The sequence below is a fragment of the Arthrobacter sp. MYb227 genome (assembly GCF_002975435.1).
In the GTDB taxonomy this organism is placed as follows: Bacteria; Actinomycetota; Actinomycetes; order Actinomycetales; family Micrococcaceae; genus Paeniglutamicibacter.
The window spans coordinates 13,403-29,388 of the sequence record NZ_PCPT01000016.1 but is presented as its reverse complement, the minus strand read 5'-3'; the positions used below and the strand labels follow the sequence as shown (position 1 = coordinate 29,388).

12 protein-coding genes are annotated in these 15,986 nt (G+C 55.4%); 7 read left to right on the top strand and 5 right to left on the bottom strand.

From position 1 onward, the window contains the following. The first annotated feature begins 26 nt into the window (after positions 1–26). Together CQ018_RS18590 and tgt are read left to right on the top strand one after the other, a co-directional pair. Positions 27–1,004 (top strand): S9 family peptidase, encoded by a 978-nt coding sequence (locus tag CQ018_RS18590; RefSeq protein WP_105551507.1) that lies wholly within the window; start codon positions 27–29, stop codon positions 1,002–1,004. Between the two features lie 77 nt (positions 1,005–1,081). Beyond that, positions 1,082–2,368: a tRNA guanosine(34) transglycosylase Tgt gene (gene tgt / locus CQ018_RS18585; protein WP_105551506.1), complete on the top strand. Its 1,287-nt coding sequence runs from the start codon at positions 1,082–1,084 to the stop codon at positions 2,366–2,368. Between the two features lie 132 nt (positions 2,369–2,500). Here the strand turns inward: tgt and CQ018_RS18580 are convergent, their stop codons facing one another. From CQ018_RS18580 to CQ018_RS18565, 4 genes are all read right to left on the bottom strand, one after another. After that, positions 2,501–3,724, bottom strand: coding sequence for a nitrate/nitrite transporter (locus tag CQ018_RS18580; protein WP_105551505.1), 1,224 nt, complete (start codon positions 3,722–3,724; stop codon positions 2,501–2,503). 138 nt (positions 3,725–3,862) lie between these two features. Then, complete coding sequence (locus CQ018_RS18575; RefSeq protein ID WP_105551504.1) at positions 3,863–5,551, bottom strand: DUF6297 family protein; 1,689 nt, start codon at positions 5,549–5,551, stop codon at positions 3,863–3,865. Beyond that, positions 5,544–6,236 (bottom strand): ATP-binding cassette domain-containing protein, encoded by a 693-nt coding sequence (locus CQ018_RS18570; RefSeq protein ID WP_105551503.1) that lies wholly within the window; start codon positions 6,234–6,236, stop codon positions 5,544–5,546. Before CQ018_RS18570 ends, CQ018_RS18575 begins: the two co-directional genes overlap by 8 nt. 138 nt (positions 6,237–6,374) lie before the next feature. Further along, positions 6,375–7,097 carry a queuosine precursor transporter gene (locus CQ018_RS18565; RefSeq protein WP_105551502.1) on the bottom strand — a complete coding sequence of 241 codons (723 nt, stop codon included), beginning with the start codon at positions 7,095–7,097 and terminating at the stop codon, positions 6,375–6,377. Positions 7,098–7,396: 299 nt separating this feature from the next. Here CQ018_RS18565 and CQ018_RS18560 point away from each other — a divergent pair, with 299 nt between their 5' ends. The 5 genes from CQ018_RS18560 to CQ018_RS20890 all read left to right on the top strand — a co-directional run bounded on the left by CQ018_RS18560 (position 7,397) and on the right by CQ018_RS20890 (position 14,551). Beyond that, positions 7,397–8,044, top strand: coding sequence for a TetR/AcrR family transcriptional regulator (locus CQ018_RS18560; RefSeq protein WP_105551501.1), 648 nt, complete (start codon positions 7,397–7,399; stop codon positions 8,042–8,044). Positions 8,045–8,159: 115 nt separating this feature from the next. Next, a complete protein-coding gene (locus CQ018_RS18555; RefSeq protein WP_105551500.1) occupies positions 8,160–8,807 on the top strand; it encodes a hypothetical protein in 648 nt (215 codons plus the stop codon). A gap of 118 nt (positions 8,808–8,925) precedes the next feature. Next, positions 8,926–9,750, top strand: a complete 825-nt coding sequence (gene thiD / locus CQ018_RS18550; RefSeq protein WP_105551499.1) for a bifunctional hydroxymethylpyrimidine kinase/phosphomethylpyrimidine kinase — start codon at positions 8,926–8,928, stop codon at positions 9,748–9,750. Between the two features lie 419 nt (positions 9,751–10,169). Further along, the gene (locus tag CQ018_RS18545; RefSeq protein ID WP_105551498.1) at positions 10,170–13,556 is read left to right on the top strand and encodes a S8 family serine peptidase; all 3,387 of its coding nucleotides are present in this window, start codon (positions 10,170–10,172) and stop codon (positions 13,554–13,556) included. A 527-nt stretch (positions 13,557–14,083) separates the two neighbouring features. Then, positions 14,084–14,551: a serine hydrolase gene (locus CQ018_RS20890; RefSeq protein WP_181150009.1), complete on the top strand. Its 468-nt coding sequence runs from the start codon at positions 14,084–14,086 to the stop codon at positions 14,549–14,551. Between the two features lie 119 nt (positions 14,552–14,670). Here the strand turns inward: CQ018_RS20890 and CQ018_RS18540 are convergent, their stop codons facing one another. Further along, entirely contained in the window at positions 14,671–15,843 is a 1,173-nt protein-coding gene (locus CQ018_RS18540) for a glycoside hydrolase family 3 N-terminal domain-containing protein (RefSeq protein WP_258142743.1), read from the bottom strand. Positions 15,844–15,986 lie beyond the last annotated feature (143 nt).

The following is a 15,986-nucleotide window of genomic DNA, read 5'->3' as shown; positions in this document are numbered from 1 at the left end:
AGCGCCTTTCACTGACAAACTGATATATGAGCGTTTCCTGCGATTTCGCATGGCAACTCGATGGCATTCAGATGGGCGGCACGATTCTACGGCCGGATGGCTCAGGGCCATTCCCCGCCGTGGTTTTGGTTGCCGGTAGCGGACCCACCGACAGAAATTGGTGCTCCCCACTACTGCCAGGGAACAATGGAAGCGGAAAACTTCTTGCCCAAGAATTGGCCAAGACCGGTATCGCTTCGATTCGCTACGACAAACGGGCATCAGGCCCATACCTCATGGAAAATCTGCCGCAACTCACTGGGAACCTGAGCATGGAATCGCACCTTGACGAGCTTGTCTCGGCGGTCGAGGTTCTGAGTGAGTATGACTTCGTTGATTCCTCAAGGATTATCGGGCTGGGTAATAGCGAGGGGACCTTGCATGTGTTGCACGATGCTTCCCGAACCCAACGGTTTCCCTTCAGTGGCTTGGTGCTCGCGGATCCTCCGGGCCGCCCCATCAGCGCGGCGTTGCTCTCCCAACTTGCGCTTCAAGCTGTAGCTCTTCCGGATAGTGAACTGCTCATGGACAAGGTTAAACAGGCGGTAGAGCGATATTCGGCGGGAGCGGCCATGAATCTGGATCCAGAACTTCCCGAAAACGTAAGGATGCTGCTGGCAAGTTTTGAGGTTCCAGCGAACCTAACATTTGCTCGTGAATTATGGAATGAGTCTGCTTGCGATGCATTACGTGCCATAACAATCCCAACGTTGGTGTTGATTGCTGAAAAGGACCTCCAAATCGATGTGACTGCAGATGGTGATCCGTTGCGTCAAGCGGCCTCGGGTCTGGCTCATGTCTCATTCGCTTTCCCTTCTAAAGCAAATCATGTCTTCAAAGAGGAACTACGCACCCGCCCCGAACTTGTAGCTGCACCGGTGAGCGGTTACAACGAGGAATCCACTCGGTTAGATCCGCAAAGCGTGGAAATCATCGGGGACTGGCTCCGCACGGTGTTTCAGTGACTCACGGGTGCCATACGGATGGGGTCTGCTCACCCCTCGGTTCCACCTATGCCCAACCCATACGGCACACTAGTTAGGTGCCCAACGATTCTTTTGACCCCACAGCAGCCCATCCCCGCCAAACCGATTTCTCCTTTGAGGTCGGCACCCGACTGAAAAATGCCGACGGTTCTCCGGCGCTCGGACGCACCGGAGTCATCGATACCCCACATGGTCAGATCAAGACCCCCGCGTTCATTGCCGTGGGAACCAAGGCCACCGTTAAGGCCGTCTTGCCGGAGGCTGTTGCTGAGCTTGGGGCTCAGGCAGTGCTTGCAAACGCCTACCATCTGTATCTGCAACCGGGCCCGGAGATACTTGACGAGGCGGGCGGGCTGGGCAAGTTCATGAACTGGCCCGGCCCCACATTCACCGATTCGGGTGGATTCCAGGTCATGAGTTTAGGCTCGGGATTCAAAAAGGTCATTGACATGAACTCGGTGGACCAGTCCGGCCCCGATGATGCGGTGGCACCGGGTAAGGAACGTCTGGCCAATGTGGATGATGACGGGGTCTGGTTCAAGAGCCACATTGATGGCAGTAAGCACCGTTTTTCCCCCGAAATTTCTATGAAGGTTCAGCACGAGATCGGTGCGGATATCATGTTCGCCTTCGATGAGCTGACCACGCTGCAGAACTCGCGTGGATATCAGGTTGAATCCTTGGAACGCACCCGGTTGTGGGCCGAACGTTGCGTTGCTGCACACTTCGATCTCACTGATGATCGGGTTGGCAAGGAATATCAGGCGCTCTTTGGTGTCATCCAGGGCGCTCAATATGAGGACCTGCGCCGCAAGGCCTGCCAAGATCTTGGTGCAATGGCCTTTGATGGCTTTGGTATCGGTGGGGCGCTGGAAAAAGAAAACCTTGGCACCATTGTTGGTTGGTGCGCCGAGGAACTTCCGGAGAACAAGCCACGCCACCTGCTGGGCATTTCAGAACCCGATGATATTTTTACTGCAATTGAAAACGGTGCAGACACCTTTGATTGTGTCTCCCCTACCCGGGTGGCCCGTAACTCGGCCTTCTACACGCCGCACGGACGATTTAACCTTTCGGGCTCGCGCTACAAAAAAGACTTCACCCCGCTGGCCGAAGGTTGTGAGTGCTATACCTGCACGAATTACACCCGGGCCTACATTAACCACATGTTCAAGTCCAAGGAAATCCTCAGCCACACACTGATCTCCATCCACAACGAGTACTTCGTGGTGAAGATGGTTGATGATGCGCGTCAGGCCATTGAGGATGGCACATTCTTTGAACTCAAGGAACGCGTAATGCGCGAATACTACGCAGGGAACCCGGACCCGCAGGGTCTCTAATATTGCCGGTTCCGGTGGGCCTGATAGATACCTACCGGAACCTAATATTCCCTAAATCGAATATCTTGAAATAGTATTTTGCCCCGTACTCATAAGCGCATTCCGGCCAAAGTGCATCAGTAGGCTCTGCAACTAGTCAGATTGGGTAGCTGGTCGTCTCCGAAGCACCAGATATAGTCCCAAAGCAATACACACTAGGTAAACCATTCCCACGGCAATCCACCCTGCGGCAAACCCACCCGGGGAGCTAATCAAGACCCCCATGGCAAGCGGCCCAATGGTGAATCCACCAAATTGTCCGGCGGTCACCCATCCCGTGGCCGAACCCATGGAAAGCACTGGAACACTTCGCAGCAGCGAGGCCATCAGCACGACCGAGACCCCCAGTGCCGAGGCGCCGTGCAGGATCACCGCTAGCCAGAGCAGGCCCGCATGTCCGGTAGCTCCCGCGGCCAGAAAAGTTCCGGCTCCACAGGTTGCCATGATGGCAAGAAGTAGTAAAAGTTTGGGGGCAGAAACGCCAAGGCTCATCATTTTTCCCCAGCCAATCCGGGCGCTGACCCCGACTGCTCCGGCTACAGCTGCTGTCAAGCCGCCGAGGACCAGCGAGAAGTCCAGTTCACGTACCGCAAAGAGCGGCAGGTAGACGTTTGTGGCTTGCACTCCCATGCCGTTGACAAAACCAAATACTGCTAGTGCCACAATGATGAATCTGGTACTTGATTCTGCCCTGACGGTACCGTTTGCCGATGACTTTGGAACCGGTTTGGGCTCGGGCGTCAGTGCCGGATAGCTGTTGATGGCCTTGGCCACCAGTAGACCGATTAGCCCGGCAATGAGTGCGCCCACCAGGTTCGCCCCGTGCCACCCAATCCAGGCTGCCAACACCGGGAATGCAAGGCTTGCCACTAGCTGGCTGACCTGTACACCTGATTGTTTGATCCCGGTCCACCCCATCCTGTGGGTGCCAGGAACTCGCTGGGCCAAAATCCTATTGGTCACCCCGTTTGGGAAGGACTGGGCAAGGCCTGATACTGCCGAGGCGACCAAGAGCAGCACGTAGCCACCGGGAATTGCGGCAAGTAGCATAGCAAATACTGCCATCCCGAAGACTAGGAGCAGCAGTGTTCGATCTGGCTGCCGGTCAGAGAATTTTCCAAACACCACGTTTCCGATGGCACCAAACCCAAAACAGGCAGTTGCAAGTAACCCAAATTGGGTTTCACTAATACCTAGGTCGGAGATGATCAGATCGCTTGTTGCACTGAGCCCGTAATTCAGCATCGGTGCAATACCCACTGCAGAAAGCAGAATTGCTAGCAGACTAAGCGGTGGGCGCCGAGACTTCGATTCCATAAGGGGACCTTTCGACGCTCAAGCTCAGTGCAAAGAGGACCACGCGATGCGACCCCGACCTCCAGTTTTGCATGCGAAGGCACAGTTCAGCGGATTGGTGTCGGTTGCGTTAACAGCTCGGGCACCGTGCTTAATCGCTCACCGGATCCCGTGAGCTTTCGAGTTCGCCGACGTGCTGGTGCTCACGGCCCACAACACCACCGCAACGATTCCTGCCACGGCCACCAGCGGGGGCGGTATGGGGTTCAGGAGTAACCCGGCAAGCAGCGCGACGCTTGCTACCACCATGACGTCATAGCCATGGGTGAAATGCTGAATCAGCGGCCCGGTGGCTTGTCCCAGTGCTGTCAACAGCAGCACCGACCCCCAATCGAGCTCCGGTCGGTAGGCCAAACGTACTCCACCAGCGGCCAACCCGAGACCTGTCAAAGCACCAAGGCTCAACAACAAGGGCATCTCTGCTGCCGTTGTTTCTACTGCCCAACCAAGAGTTGCGGCAAGCGATATACCCCACGGAATCGTCAATGCCGCGGCAATTAGCGTGTGCACCTGGCGCATGGCACTGCGCCCCAACGGAATGATGGCTTCCACGGATGGGACATCGGCAGCCTGTGCAGCAGCTGTTGCCGCAGCACGTGCGGCAACACAGCAACCAATGATGATTAGAGCTCCGAGTACCAAGGGGTGTCCACCCTGAGCCGCAAAGACACCGGCTAGGGGTATTCCAAACCCGGTGACAAGTCCGCGCCAGACGCGTGGTGCGCGCAGGAGCACCAGAAGTTCTGCACGAACCAGCGCACTATAAGGTCCACGAACCCAGTGAAAGGGGATGAGCCGAGAAAACACATCGCCCCCGCGTTTCCTTATATGCTCTCGTTTGCGTTGAGCCCTGCGTGAATCGTTGGTTCCCGCCTGTTCGATGGCCGTGGCCAACGACTTATCGTCAAGCAGCGCAAGTGCTGCTCCAGCATGTGCACTCGCAGCTCCCCTAGACACAAGTTCTTTGCTGTCTATAAGTTCAAGATGGTTACGTAAAATTTGAAATGCGCTAACCGCTATCAAGGCAAGAATCAGCGGGATCCACCAGTTACCGTTCTGTGCTGCGGCCGGCAACATCGAGGGCAACAACGCCCAGAATCGTGCCAGTGTGCCGGTCTGCGTGAGCAGCAAGAACACATCAAGAGTGTAGGCAAGCACCACACCTAGCATCGCGTAGTTCACCGTGGTACTAAAACCCTTACTCCAGCCTCGGGTTTGGGCAAGTGCGGCAAGTAGTGAAATCAGCACAAAGAGCAGTGCAAGGCTCGCCGAGCCCAGCAGCACCCCGACCAAGCCACCGGAGGAAATGCCACCAAGAGTCGTTCCATAGCCAATGGGTAACCAGAGAAATGCCCCATAGAGTGCCGTGGTCACCAAGCGTTGACGCAGCAATCTGGCCAAAAACGGGGATCGACGGACCGGCAGGGTGAGCCACCAAAAACCTTGGGCAGAGTCCACAGCAACCGGTCCCAACCGACAAACGAGCGAGAGCACCGCCAACATGCCAACCATAACCACTGCCGAAGCTGCTGCCTCACCGGATAGGACCCCAAAGCCCTCACGAACGAGTCCACCTCCAATATTCTCCTTGAGCGAAGCGGAGAATGCGTGGGAAAGACCTGCTGTGTAGGCAAAAACGATCCCGGCAGCCAGCAAAGATATGTAGGCGTCCGAGAGCCGTTCCCAAAAGTTCTCTCGGCGAACCTTCTTTTCGGCAACGTGGTTCTTCTTCCACGGGTCAAATTCAATGGGAGTGTTATCAAAAAGCGCGATAGTAGGATCACTCATTGGCAATCGCCGCCGCGCCCTCGGTGACGCTCACCGAGGAAATATTTCCATCGGCAATCACCAGCACCGAGTCTGCAACAATTTGCAAGAATTCGGGATCATGGGTGATGACCAGCAATGCCACTCCCGCCTTGACGCATTCACGCAAGCGGTTGGCAAGTAAAAAGCGCATGGTTGGGTCAAGACGTTGTTCGGGTTCGTCAAGAACCAAGAGCTGGCAAGGTCGTAATAATGCGGCGGCTAGGAGCAACCGCCGACGTTGTCCCGAGGAAAGCCGTTGCGGAAGTTCGGTGCGAGCCTCTTCGAGGTTGAAGAATTCTAATTCGGCTTCAACTGCTTCTTGCGGGTTGGCTACTCCATGGCCTCCAGCAATGAGCTGTAAATGCTCCTCGACGCTCAACGAGGGGAAAAATGCGTCCTCATCAAAGACTACCGAAACAGCCTTGCGATAAACGTAACTTGAGTCATCGTAGAAAGAGCCCAGGATGACCGATGCACCGCTGACTGGTTCTTGATAACCAACGAGTGTGCGTAGCAAGGTAGATTTTCCTGCCGCATTAAACCCAACGATGCCTATGGCCTGGCCCGGCTCTACGACTAGATCCAACGGGCCACAAATATCTTGGTGCCCATACCCGGCCACCAGATCTGTGGCTTTGAGCAGCTGTCGGTGATCGGTGTCCATGTCTTGACGCTACCGGGTATTGGTTCCGGCGATGATCAGCATTGCGGATGATTTTGCGTGAAACATCAAGGGCGGTAGGGCATTCACAACGAATAATCGCTATGAATGACCTACCGCCCTTGATGGAAAGCGAGGATCTTAGCTTTGCCCGTTTGGGGCTTGGGCCAATGCATAGCTTGGTTCGCGGCGCTTAAACCAACGAATCACCAGTGCTGTCACTGGGACAAAGGCAAATTCAACAGCCGTCTTGTAAATGAATCCAACCAGCACATAATTAGCAAAATCCGGTGCGGATTCTATGCCTATGACTGTAGCGGCGATCGAGCAGAAAATCAGGGTATCGGCGAATTCGCCAACACCTGTGGAGCCCATCAGCCGGCCCACGAGACCGCGCTCTCCAAAACGTTCCTTCATTTTGACAAGAACCCAAGAGTTCAGGGTTTGGCCAACAACAAATCCCAGTAATGAGGCCAAAACTATCAGCCAGATGGGTCCCAGTGTTCGTTCTAATGCCTCTTGCCCGTCATACCATTCGGCTGCGGGCAAGGCGATCATGATCCAGAAACACAGGGTGGAGAATGCCGCGAGAGCAAAGGTTGTGATGATGGCTCGTCGAGCGACCTTGAAGCCGTAGACCTCGGAGATGACGTCGCCAAGAATGTAGGCAAGTGGAAAGAGGAAAAATCCTCCGTCGGTGATGATGGCGCCAAAGGTTATTCCCTTGGCTGCACCAATATTGGAAAGAATGACCACCACTGCCATGAGGGCCAAGACGGTGGAGAAATAGGGGCTTCCCGCTGATGCAAAGATCGCGCGTGAGGCCTTCGGACGTTGTGAAGTTGAGGCGGTTATTTCGCCCATGGTTATACCCAATCAAAGAAGTGGTTCGCCAAGTCGCCTTGCACTAGACCAGCTCAGCCCATGTCATCTCAAAAATGATCATTGGCGGCCGGCATCTAGAGAGCACTCGCTGTATTAGCACTTGAGTTACAAGTATCCCATGGCAAATATTCACTTCAAGGACGGTGTTTTAGGGCATCGGAGCACCCACCTCCCTTCCCAACTGGTGTCGGGTTTTGGCACTGACAACGATATTCGTTTTTTGAACATGATCAAAAAGTAATAGAATGGCCTAGAAGCTAGGTAATGCAAGGAGAAACGTGTCAAAGCAAACCGCAAAAGGCGTTGAAACACGCCAACTTTTGCTAAACACTGCCCTGAGGCTCTTTGCCACCAAGGGTTTCGCTGGTACCACAATGCGCGCCATTGCAAAGGAATCTGGCCTTTCACTCGGCAACGCTTACTACTATTTTGAGTCAAAAGACGAGATAGTTCACGAGTTTTACCGTGGGTTAGTCGAACAGCACCGGACCACCGCATGGCCAATGCTCGTCGAAGGGAACACCCTTGAGACAAATATCCGTCTGGCGCTCGAACAAGGCCTAGCCGTGTTGGCTCCGTTCCACGAATTTGGTCCTGCTTTTATCCGCACAGCGTTCTCCGGCTCCCACGGCGAACTAAGCGATGTCCAGCGAGCCCTCGAATTTGGGCTGTGGCGTCAGGTTGTCACCATGTCCCGGCCGCTACCTCCCTTGGCTATCAGGCAGGATCTACCGCAACTTTTGTGGCTCATCCAGCGTGGAATCTTCCTATTCTGGGCCTATGATTCCTCAGAGAAAGCAATGCGCAGTCACCGTCTAGTCAAAAATGCGGCACCCATGATTGCCCGGTTGGTGGTTCTCTCACGCATGCCGGTGGTCCGGACCATCATCGATGATGTACTCTCACTGATTCGAACCGCTACCTAGCAAATATCTGGCTCGCAAAGCCCCGGTGTTCAGGCACTGTTTTACGGCTTTTTCCATGGACTCGCTTTCGGGCGTAGAGTCAAAGAAGACGCCACAGCAAGTCAGGAGAACCCAGATGCCCGCCGTTGCCAAAAACCTTCCAACATGGGTCAGTGATCTCGCACTGCTCCGCGACCGGCATATCACCCGTGACGATACCCAGGAATTACATAGCCGTGGCGATTCCGCCACCGACAGCGAGGTAATGCGCTGGTGGCCAGCGGAATCCGATTCCACGGACAGCGATTCATTGGTTTCTCACCAATTAGGAACCAAACTAAGCCTGCTCGGAAGCCCCAACGAAGCGTTTGCCGCGCAGCTGGCCTCCGCGGGGTGGCAGCTGACCGAACATCAGGTGCTACTGGCCGCCGCAACCAAAGACGTCGAACAGACAGCTTCACTTCCGGAAACCGCAACACTTTTTGATGCTCCTATGGATGATTACGATGTCCTTGAAATAGCAGACTTTGATGCACCCGTTGCCCGCGGACGCATCCGGTTCGGTGAAGGGTTTGCCCTCTTGTGCGAACCGGTGATCACTGCGACCAAAAATACTGAGATTTTCCGTCACGCGATCATTGCAAACCTTGCTGCCTCGGCCACACGTCAGGGCCTGGCATGGCTTTTCATGGTGACTTCCGCGGATAGTCCTTCAGGAACCCGCACACAGCGCGGCTCCGGTTGGTCAAACGCAACACTGATCACCACCTATACACTCCACTAAGATCCCGCCTCTGGGGACATGCCCTCTCGCTCGCCGGAACCTGCGTGTAAGACAATGGACTTCCCAAGCCCTGGCCGCGTGTGCAGATGCTCGCCAAACTCGCTCTAAACTAGAAGGTATGACTTCTGCCACCACCGGGACTCGTCCCGCCATTACTTTAACAATTGCAGGCTCCGAGGCCACCGGCGGCGCCGGTGCACAGGCCGATCTGAAGACCTTCCAAGAGCTTGGCACCTACGGTATCGCCGCGCTGACCTGCATCGTATCTTTTGACCCTAAAGACAACTGGAACCACCGCTTTGTACCAGTAGAGGCACAGGTCATCGCCGACCAGCTTGAAGCTGTACAGACCTGCTACGCAGCAGACCTCAAGACCGTCAAGCTTGGCATGATGGGATCTCCCACCACCATTGATACCGTTGCTACCGCCCTGGGTAACCAGGAATGGAACAACATCGTGCTAGATCCGGTGCTGATTTGCAAGGGTCAGGAGCCTGGCCACGCACTTGATACCGATCAGGCCTTAAAGACAAACCTGTTGCCGCTGGCGACTTTTGTCACGCCCAACCACTTTGAAGCAGAATCCCTTTCCGGCATGAGCATCAACAACGTTGAGGATCTCACCGCAGCCGCTAAGAAGATCCATGAACTCTCCGGTGCCGCGGTATTGGCCAAGGGTGGGGTTCGACTTGCTGGTAGCGAAGCGGTTGATGTGTTCTACGATGGCACGACCCTCGAGATCCTCTCAGCCCCGAAGGTTGGAGAAGTTGCCGTCTCAGGTGCTGGCTGCTCGCTTGCAGCTGCAATCACCGCGGAACTAGCCAAGGGTGAGACTCCGCTGCAAGCAGCACGCAATGCCAAGGCATTTGTCACCGAGGGCATTAAGAACCGTGTTGCCTCGGCAGCTCCCTTCGATGCGTTGTGGCAAGGTGGAGCACGCTAAGGCACCTAGTCTTATGTCATTTTTGAGCTAGCCGCCGGGAGCTTTCCCCGGCTTCACCAAGCGGTGGTCCCACCAGGAGTGGGGGCCACCGCTTGCGTGCTTTTATCACCGATTCCCGAACAAATACTTATGCATGGCATTCCAGCCACAGCGCACGGCATCGGCATTCAAGATAATACGATCCCAGCGGGAATCCTGCGCACAAAGGTTCCTTCTTGCACCCCATCGCCCCTAGCCGCTGGCACTTTGGTGACATTATTCCTTAGCAGTTATCACTTTTGGTGCCCCTGTACAAAAGTACACACTTTGAACGATTCTCAAACAACACCTTGATATATGACGCAGGACACATATGATTTCGCTTGTGCCCAGTTTTATATCAGACCTCCCATGGGCGCTTCTTTCAAACAAGGAGAATCATGATCAACCCGCGTCGCCCCAGACTCGCGCGGACGATCTTGGCTTCGGCCACAGGGCTTGCCCTGGCCTTAACCATGTCCGTCCCTTCCCTGGCGGCACCACCAAATATCACTCCCTCCCCCAACGGAGACGCAGTCTCCCTCGGTGGTCTAGCACCGGCATCTCTGCAGTCCCTCAAGGTTGCGGGCCCACTGAAGGATGCCACCGGAGACATCTCGGTCTACGTGCAATTCGAGGGCGAAGGCGCCTTCGAAGCCACACAACCGGTGGCAGCCGCAGAATCATCCGAAGCGCTGGTCAAGGATCCGGTAAAGGTCAAAAAGGTTCGAGAGAACATTAAAGCCAAGGGCAAGAACGCCGCTAAGGAAGCCAACGCCAAGATCATCTACACCACCACCAACTCGCTGCCTGGCGTTGCCCTGCGCGGCGATGCTGAGGCATTGCGGGCACTGGCCAAGCGCAGCGACGTCAAAAAGATCACGGCAATCGTGCCAAAGTCACCGGATAACAAGAACTCCGATATCGACACCAAGTCTCTTGAGGCTTGGAGCGCGTTGAAAGAAACCGGCAAGAACGTGACAATCGCGGTTTTGGACACCGGCATCGATTACACCCACGCTGGTTTTGGTGGCCTTGGAACCATCGAAGGCTATAAGCAGGCTCAGGCCTCTTCGGCCCTTCCAGCAAAGGACTCAGGGCTCTACGATCCCGATAAGTTCATCGGTGGCTGGGATCTTGTCGGCGATGACTACAACGCCGACCCACGCGCGGCCAGCTACCAACCCGTCCCCAAGCCGGATGCCAACCCACTTGATTGCTCGGCAGCCGGACACGGCTCACACGTCTCCGGCACCGCTGCTGGCTACGGCGTAAACGCCGATGGCACCACCTTCACCGGGGATTACACCAAGCTCACGGCAGACGAGGTTCAGGCCATGCGCATTGGCCCGGGCAGCGCACCTGAGGCGTCCCTAGTGGGCATCCGCGTCTTTGGTTGCGAAGGTTCCTCTTCAGTGGTCGGGCAGGCTCTCGATTACGTGCTTGACCCCAACAACGACGGCGTCTTCGATGACCGCGCACAGATCGTGAACATGTCGCTAGGCTCGGACCAGTCCCCTGCCGATGACCCGGAGACCGACATTGTCAACGCGCTGGCCAAGATCGGCATTCTCTCGGTGATCTCCTCCGGTAACGCCGGAGATATCACCGATATTGGTGGCGCACCGGGGAACGCCCGCTCCGCACTAACAGTCGCCAACTCGGTGGGTTCAAAGATCACCCTCGATGGCATCAAGGTCAATGAACCGGTGGCCCAAGCAGGAACTCTTGCCGGACAATATTCGGCGAACTTCAACTACTCGGCAGCGGATCCTGCCAAGCTCACCGGCCAGGTGGTCATGGCCCCGGCATCCAATGAATTTGGTTGCTCCGCCTTTGCTCCCGGGTCTCTGAACGGTAAATGGGTCTGGCTCAAGTGGAGCGAAAATCTAGAGTTCCCTTGTGGCTCTGGAGTTCGTTTCAATAATGCCGAAGCCGCCGGTGCAACCGGTGTCATTCTCGACTCCGAGGTAGCCGTCTTTGAAGCGGGAATCGCCGGCAATTCAACAATCCCTGGCGCCCAGTTCACCAAGGCAAACTCGGATGCGTTGCGTCCAGCAGCTGTTGCCGGAACACTGAATGTCACCCTCGATGATTCACTCGTGGGCACCGTTAGCTCACCCTCGGGCATCGGTGACACACTGAATTCATCGTCCTCGCGCGGCGTCCACGGTTCCGAAGGAATCGTGAAGCCAGATGTTGCTGCCCCGGGCACCTCTATTGGTTCGGTGGGTGTGGGCACAGGTAACCGTCCCGCGGTCATGTCCGGGACCTCGATGGCGTCCCCACATGTTGCTGGCATCGCCGCCCTGGTGGCCGGCAGCGGGGACTACACCCCGTACCAAATCAAGTCGATTGTCATGAATACAGCGGCACAGGATATCTTGGCAGCCAGCGGTAAGGCCTATGGGCCAAACCGTGTGGGCTCCGGACGTGTCATTGCCTCCGCGGCGCTTGAAACTCCTGCCTACGCCTATGCTCAGGACGCACCGGATCTCACCTCGGTAGTTTTCGGTGTTATCGAACTCGATAAGAAGAAGTACAAGGCAACCAAGACAATCACCGTACAAAACAAGTCCTCCAAGACGCAGACCTACAACGTGAAGTATGTGCCGTCCACCGAAATTCCCGGTGCCAAGTACACCTTGAGCGAGAAGAAAGTTACGGTCAAGGCTGGCAAGAGTTCCAAGGTCAAGGTGACTCTCGAGATTGATACAAAGAAGTTCGCCAAGACCCTGGACCCAACCATGGATCGAGATCAGTTGGGCGTTCCGCGTGCTTGGGTCAGCGATGTTTCAGGCCGTGTAGAACTCAGTGCCGCTAAGGTACCGACGCTGCGTGTTCCAATCCATGCCGCACCCAAGCCGGTCTCGGAGATGAGCGCCGGCAAGTCGATTCAGTTCGCCAAGGGTGCTACTTCCACCAAGGTTAAACTCGAGGGCGATCAGTTGCTCACCGGCAGCGGTGACTCGCGGATCCTTTCACTGGTTTCGGCCTTTGAACTCGGAGCAACCTCCGCACGCCAGGGCAAGAACCTGGATACGGTTCCGGGCGGACGCGAAATGGACCTGCAATATGTAGGTGCCGCAACAACTGCACCCACCACCGGTATTGCCGATGGCTTGTTGAACTTCGGTGTGAGTACCTGGGGTAACTGGGCTCACCTAGCCGGAGGCACCGAGGTTGATATCGAAATCGATACCAATAAGGATGGACGGGCCGACTATGTGGTCTTCAATACCACCGTTGAAGGCCTAGATCTAGACGTTGTAGCAACCTACTCGCTGAACCCGGTTCAACAGGTTGACTTGCAGTTCCTCAATGGGGTTGCCGGAGATCTGGATACCAACACCTTTGACACCAACGTTGCTTCCTTCCCTGTCTCGCTTGCGGCACTGGGTTTGAAGGGAACAAGTGCTCCGATCCAGTACCGCGTTGCTACTTTTTCGCAGTACAACTCGGATGAAGACGGAAACAATGTTCCCGTCGATCAGACCGACTGGATTGGTTTTGATGCTCTGGCACCGGCGCTGTCCTTCGATGGTGCTGGCACTGTCTTCGCCGACCTTGATAACAGCAAGCTGACAGCGAACCTCAAGCCAGGCAGCAGCGATGTCCGCGCCTTGTTCCTACACCTGCACAACGCCACAGGTGATCTGAGCGGAAAGAACAAGAACGCAACCGGTGATCGTGCCGAGGTAGTTTCGGTAAACATCAGCAAGAAAAAGGACAAAGACCACAAAGAAGACAAGGACAATGACGGAAAGGGACATGGCAAGAAAGGCTAATCTCTAGCCGCACTCCTTACCCTCTAGCCGGCCAGTTCCGTATAGAGCACACCGTGGGTGTGGTGTTACCGACGAAACATTCGCCGATAACACCACCCCCACTTCTGTTTGAGACATGATGTTTTCCACCAAGTAGTTCACTCGCCCTCGTACGCTAGAAGCCATGGAGACCAGATACGTCTTGGCCAGGCCACTCACCGCACTTCCTGCCGATTCCATTGCTGCTTTCAGGGATCCCGCATTATCGAAGGGTGAGATTATTGCCCGTGGTCCCACCGAACCATTACCCGTCTACAGCATCACCAAGTTGTTCATTGCCGTAGGGGGGGGGTATTGCGCGCTCGCGACGCCGGACTCTTGGCACTTAAAGACTCACTCGCCGCGCTGCTTCCCGGCGCACCTTCCGGTTGTAGCATCGGGCAGGTACTCCGCCACACGGCAGAGTTGGGAAACTACATAACAAACCCCGCGTACCTCCACGCGGTGCAGCATGACCCCGATTCCCCCCTGGGGAACGGGAAGAGATCGTGGCAGCAAGCACCCGAGTCACACCCGGCAGCTTCGAATACAGCAACACCGGATTTTGGTATTTGGGTTCAATGCTTGAAGAACTCTCCGGGATGTCGCGATCCCCATATTTGCACCGAAAAGTCTTTGAACCTGCCGATATGCGTGAAACTCGAAATCCGGAACTTGAGACGTCCTTGCCCCCACCGGTTATTCAACGTTGTGTACCGGCCCGGCCGGGGCCGCATATTCGACGCCCGCCGATCTCTTGCGTTTCGTGCAGTCCATGTTTGGAGATCGGAGTGTGTGGGCCCCACTGTTCTTCGAAGAAGCAACCAAAGAATTTTTACCACTGTTCTAGCAGCCGCACCAGCTCCGTCGGTTCACCCGGCGTACGGGGTCGGGGTCGTGATCGACCGCAGGCTGGGATTTTGGTGTCAGGGGTGGTCGGGCCCGGAATATTGTGGCTCTGTTTTCTCGGTTCTTGATTCCAGCCTTTGCGCAGCGATCATCTGCTCAACGATGGAACCGTTCTCCCCCGAGAAAATGCTCATGGATTGGCTAGTTACCGACAAGCAACAATCAGCCAGCTCGACATAGAAATTATCTAGTCAAGCTTGGCTTCAAGGACTTTCAGGGCCGCAGCATCAATCAGCTTCGCAAACGCTGGGTCTTGAGCAGCCTTGGCGTTTAGCGCTTTGGCCATGATCACCGTCTTTGAGGATTCGACACAGAGCAACACGGTGCCGCCGGCTTCAAAAAATCGGGTGGCTCGCGTGGCGAGGCTCCACGGTGAAAGCTGGGCAGCATCGCATACATCATCGGAGATGATCATGCCAGTAAATCCAAGATCTTCGCGCAACATCCCGCGCATGATCGTTGAGGAGAATGGGGCAATATTTGCCGGATCAATCTTTGAATAATACGCGTTTGAAACCATCACCCAGTCGTTTCCATCGGCTACTGCTGCTTTGAATGGTTCAAGGTATGAATCGTTGCGAGTGGTCTGGGTGTCGGTGACGTTCTTGGCAACATCGGTATTTTTAGTCATTCTCCCAAGCCCCGGGAAATGCTTCACCACAGGCGCGACCCCAGCCTTTCTCATCCCATGGGAAAATGCACGCACGGACTCGGTAACTGCCTGTGGGGTGAAAGCAAATTCTCTGCCAAAGTAACCAATGGGCGCATTTGAGGGCGCAAATTTGGCACTAGGTACGGTGTCAGCAACAGGTGCAAGATTGACGTTGATTCCGGCTTTGCTGAGCTCACGGGCCCAACTCATGGCGTTTTGTTCGAGAAGCTGTGCGCTCCATGAGCCTTGGATCTTCCCCGAAGGTATACGCGAAAATCCATTGCCCTTAAGAACTTGCACCAGCCCACCTTCTTGGTCGGTAGAAACCCACGGCACAATTCCTTGGCTTTGCCCTTCTTCGACTGCCTGGGTGGCGCGCTGAACAACGGCTTTGGTTGCGGTAACACCCGCGTTGCTACGTCCCTTGAGGAACACATTACCCAGAGAATTCTCGCTAATATTTGCTCGATCTTGTGTGCTGGCTCCGGTGGCGGGGATTCCTGCCATGAGAATCTGACCGATTTTTTCTTCGTTGCTGAGCTTGGCAACTAGCTGTTGCGCGGAGGAGGTTTCTGGGCTGGTAGTTGGTGATGGTGGAGTGCTCTTTAGCGAAGGGCTTGTCGCCGAGGGCTGGGGAATTGGGGTGTTCGAAGTTGGCGAACTTGATGCGCTAGGTAGGGTGCTTTGACCAGTTCCTGAGCTTTCCATGGGGGCAGCGCCCTGCTCCGCGCTACATCCAGCAAGTGCTAGGCACGGAACCACCAACCAAATGAAAAAAATTGACGTGAGCGCCCTTTTCTTACCCGTGTTCTTCATGATTCCCATCCCACAGAATAATTCAATGATTCTTC

Coding starts and splice junctions, on each gene's coding strand:
- CQ018_RS18565 (WP_105551502.1), bottom strand. CDS start 7,097: ATGGGCGAAATAACCGCCTCAACTTCACAACGTCCGAAGGCCTCACGC.
- CQ018_RS18580 (WP_105551505.1), bottom strand. CDS start 3,724: ATGGAATCGAAGTCTCGGCGCCCACCGCTTAGTCTGCTAGCAATTCTG.
- CQ018_RS18545 (WP_105551498.1), top strand. CDS start 10,170: ATGATCAACCCGCGTCGCCCCAGACTCGCGCGGACGATCTTGGCTTCG.
- CQ018_RS18575 (WP_105551504.1), bottom strand. CDS start 5,551: ATGAGTGATCCTACTATCGCGCTTTTTGATAACACTCCCATTGAATTT.
- thiD (WP_105551499.1), top strand. CDS start 8,926: ATGACTTCTGCCACCACCGGGACTCGTCCCGCCATTACTTTAACAATT.
- CQ018_RS18590 (WP_105551507.1), top strand. CDS start 27: ATGAGCGTTTCCTGCGATTTCGCATGGCAACTCGATGGCATTCAGATG.
- CQ018_RS18570 (WP_105551503.1), bottom strand. CDS start 6,236: ATGGACACCGATCACCGACAGCTGCTCAAAGCCACAGATCTGGTGGCC.
- CQ018_RS18540 (WP_258142743.1), bottom strand. CDS start 15,843: ATGGAAAGCTCAGGAACTGGTCAAAGCACCCTACCTAGCGCATCAAGT.
- CQ018_RS18555 (WP_105551500.1), top strand. CDS start 8,160: ATGCCCGCCGTTGCCAAAAACCTTCCAACATGGGTCAGTGATCTCGCA.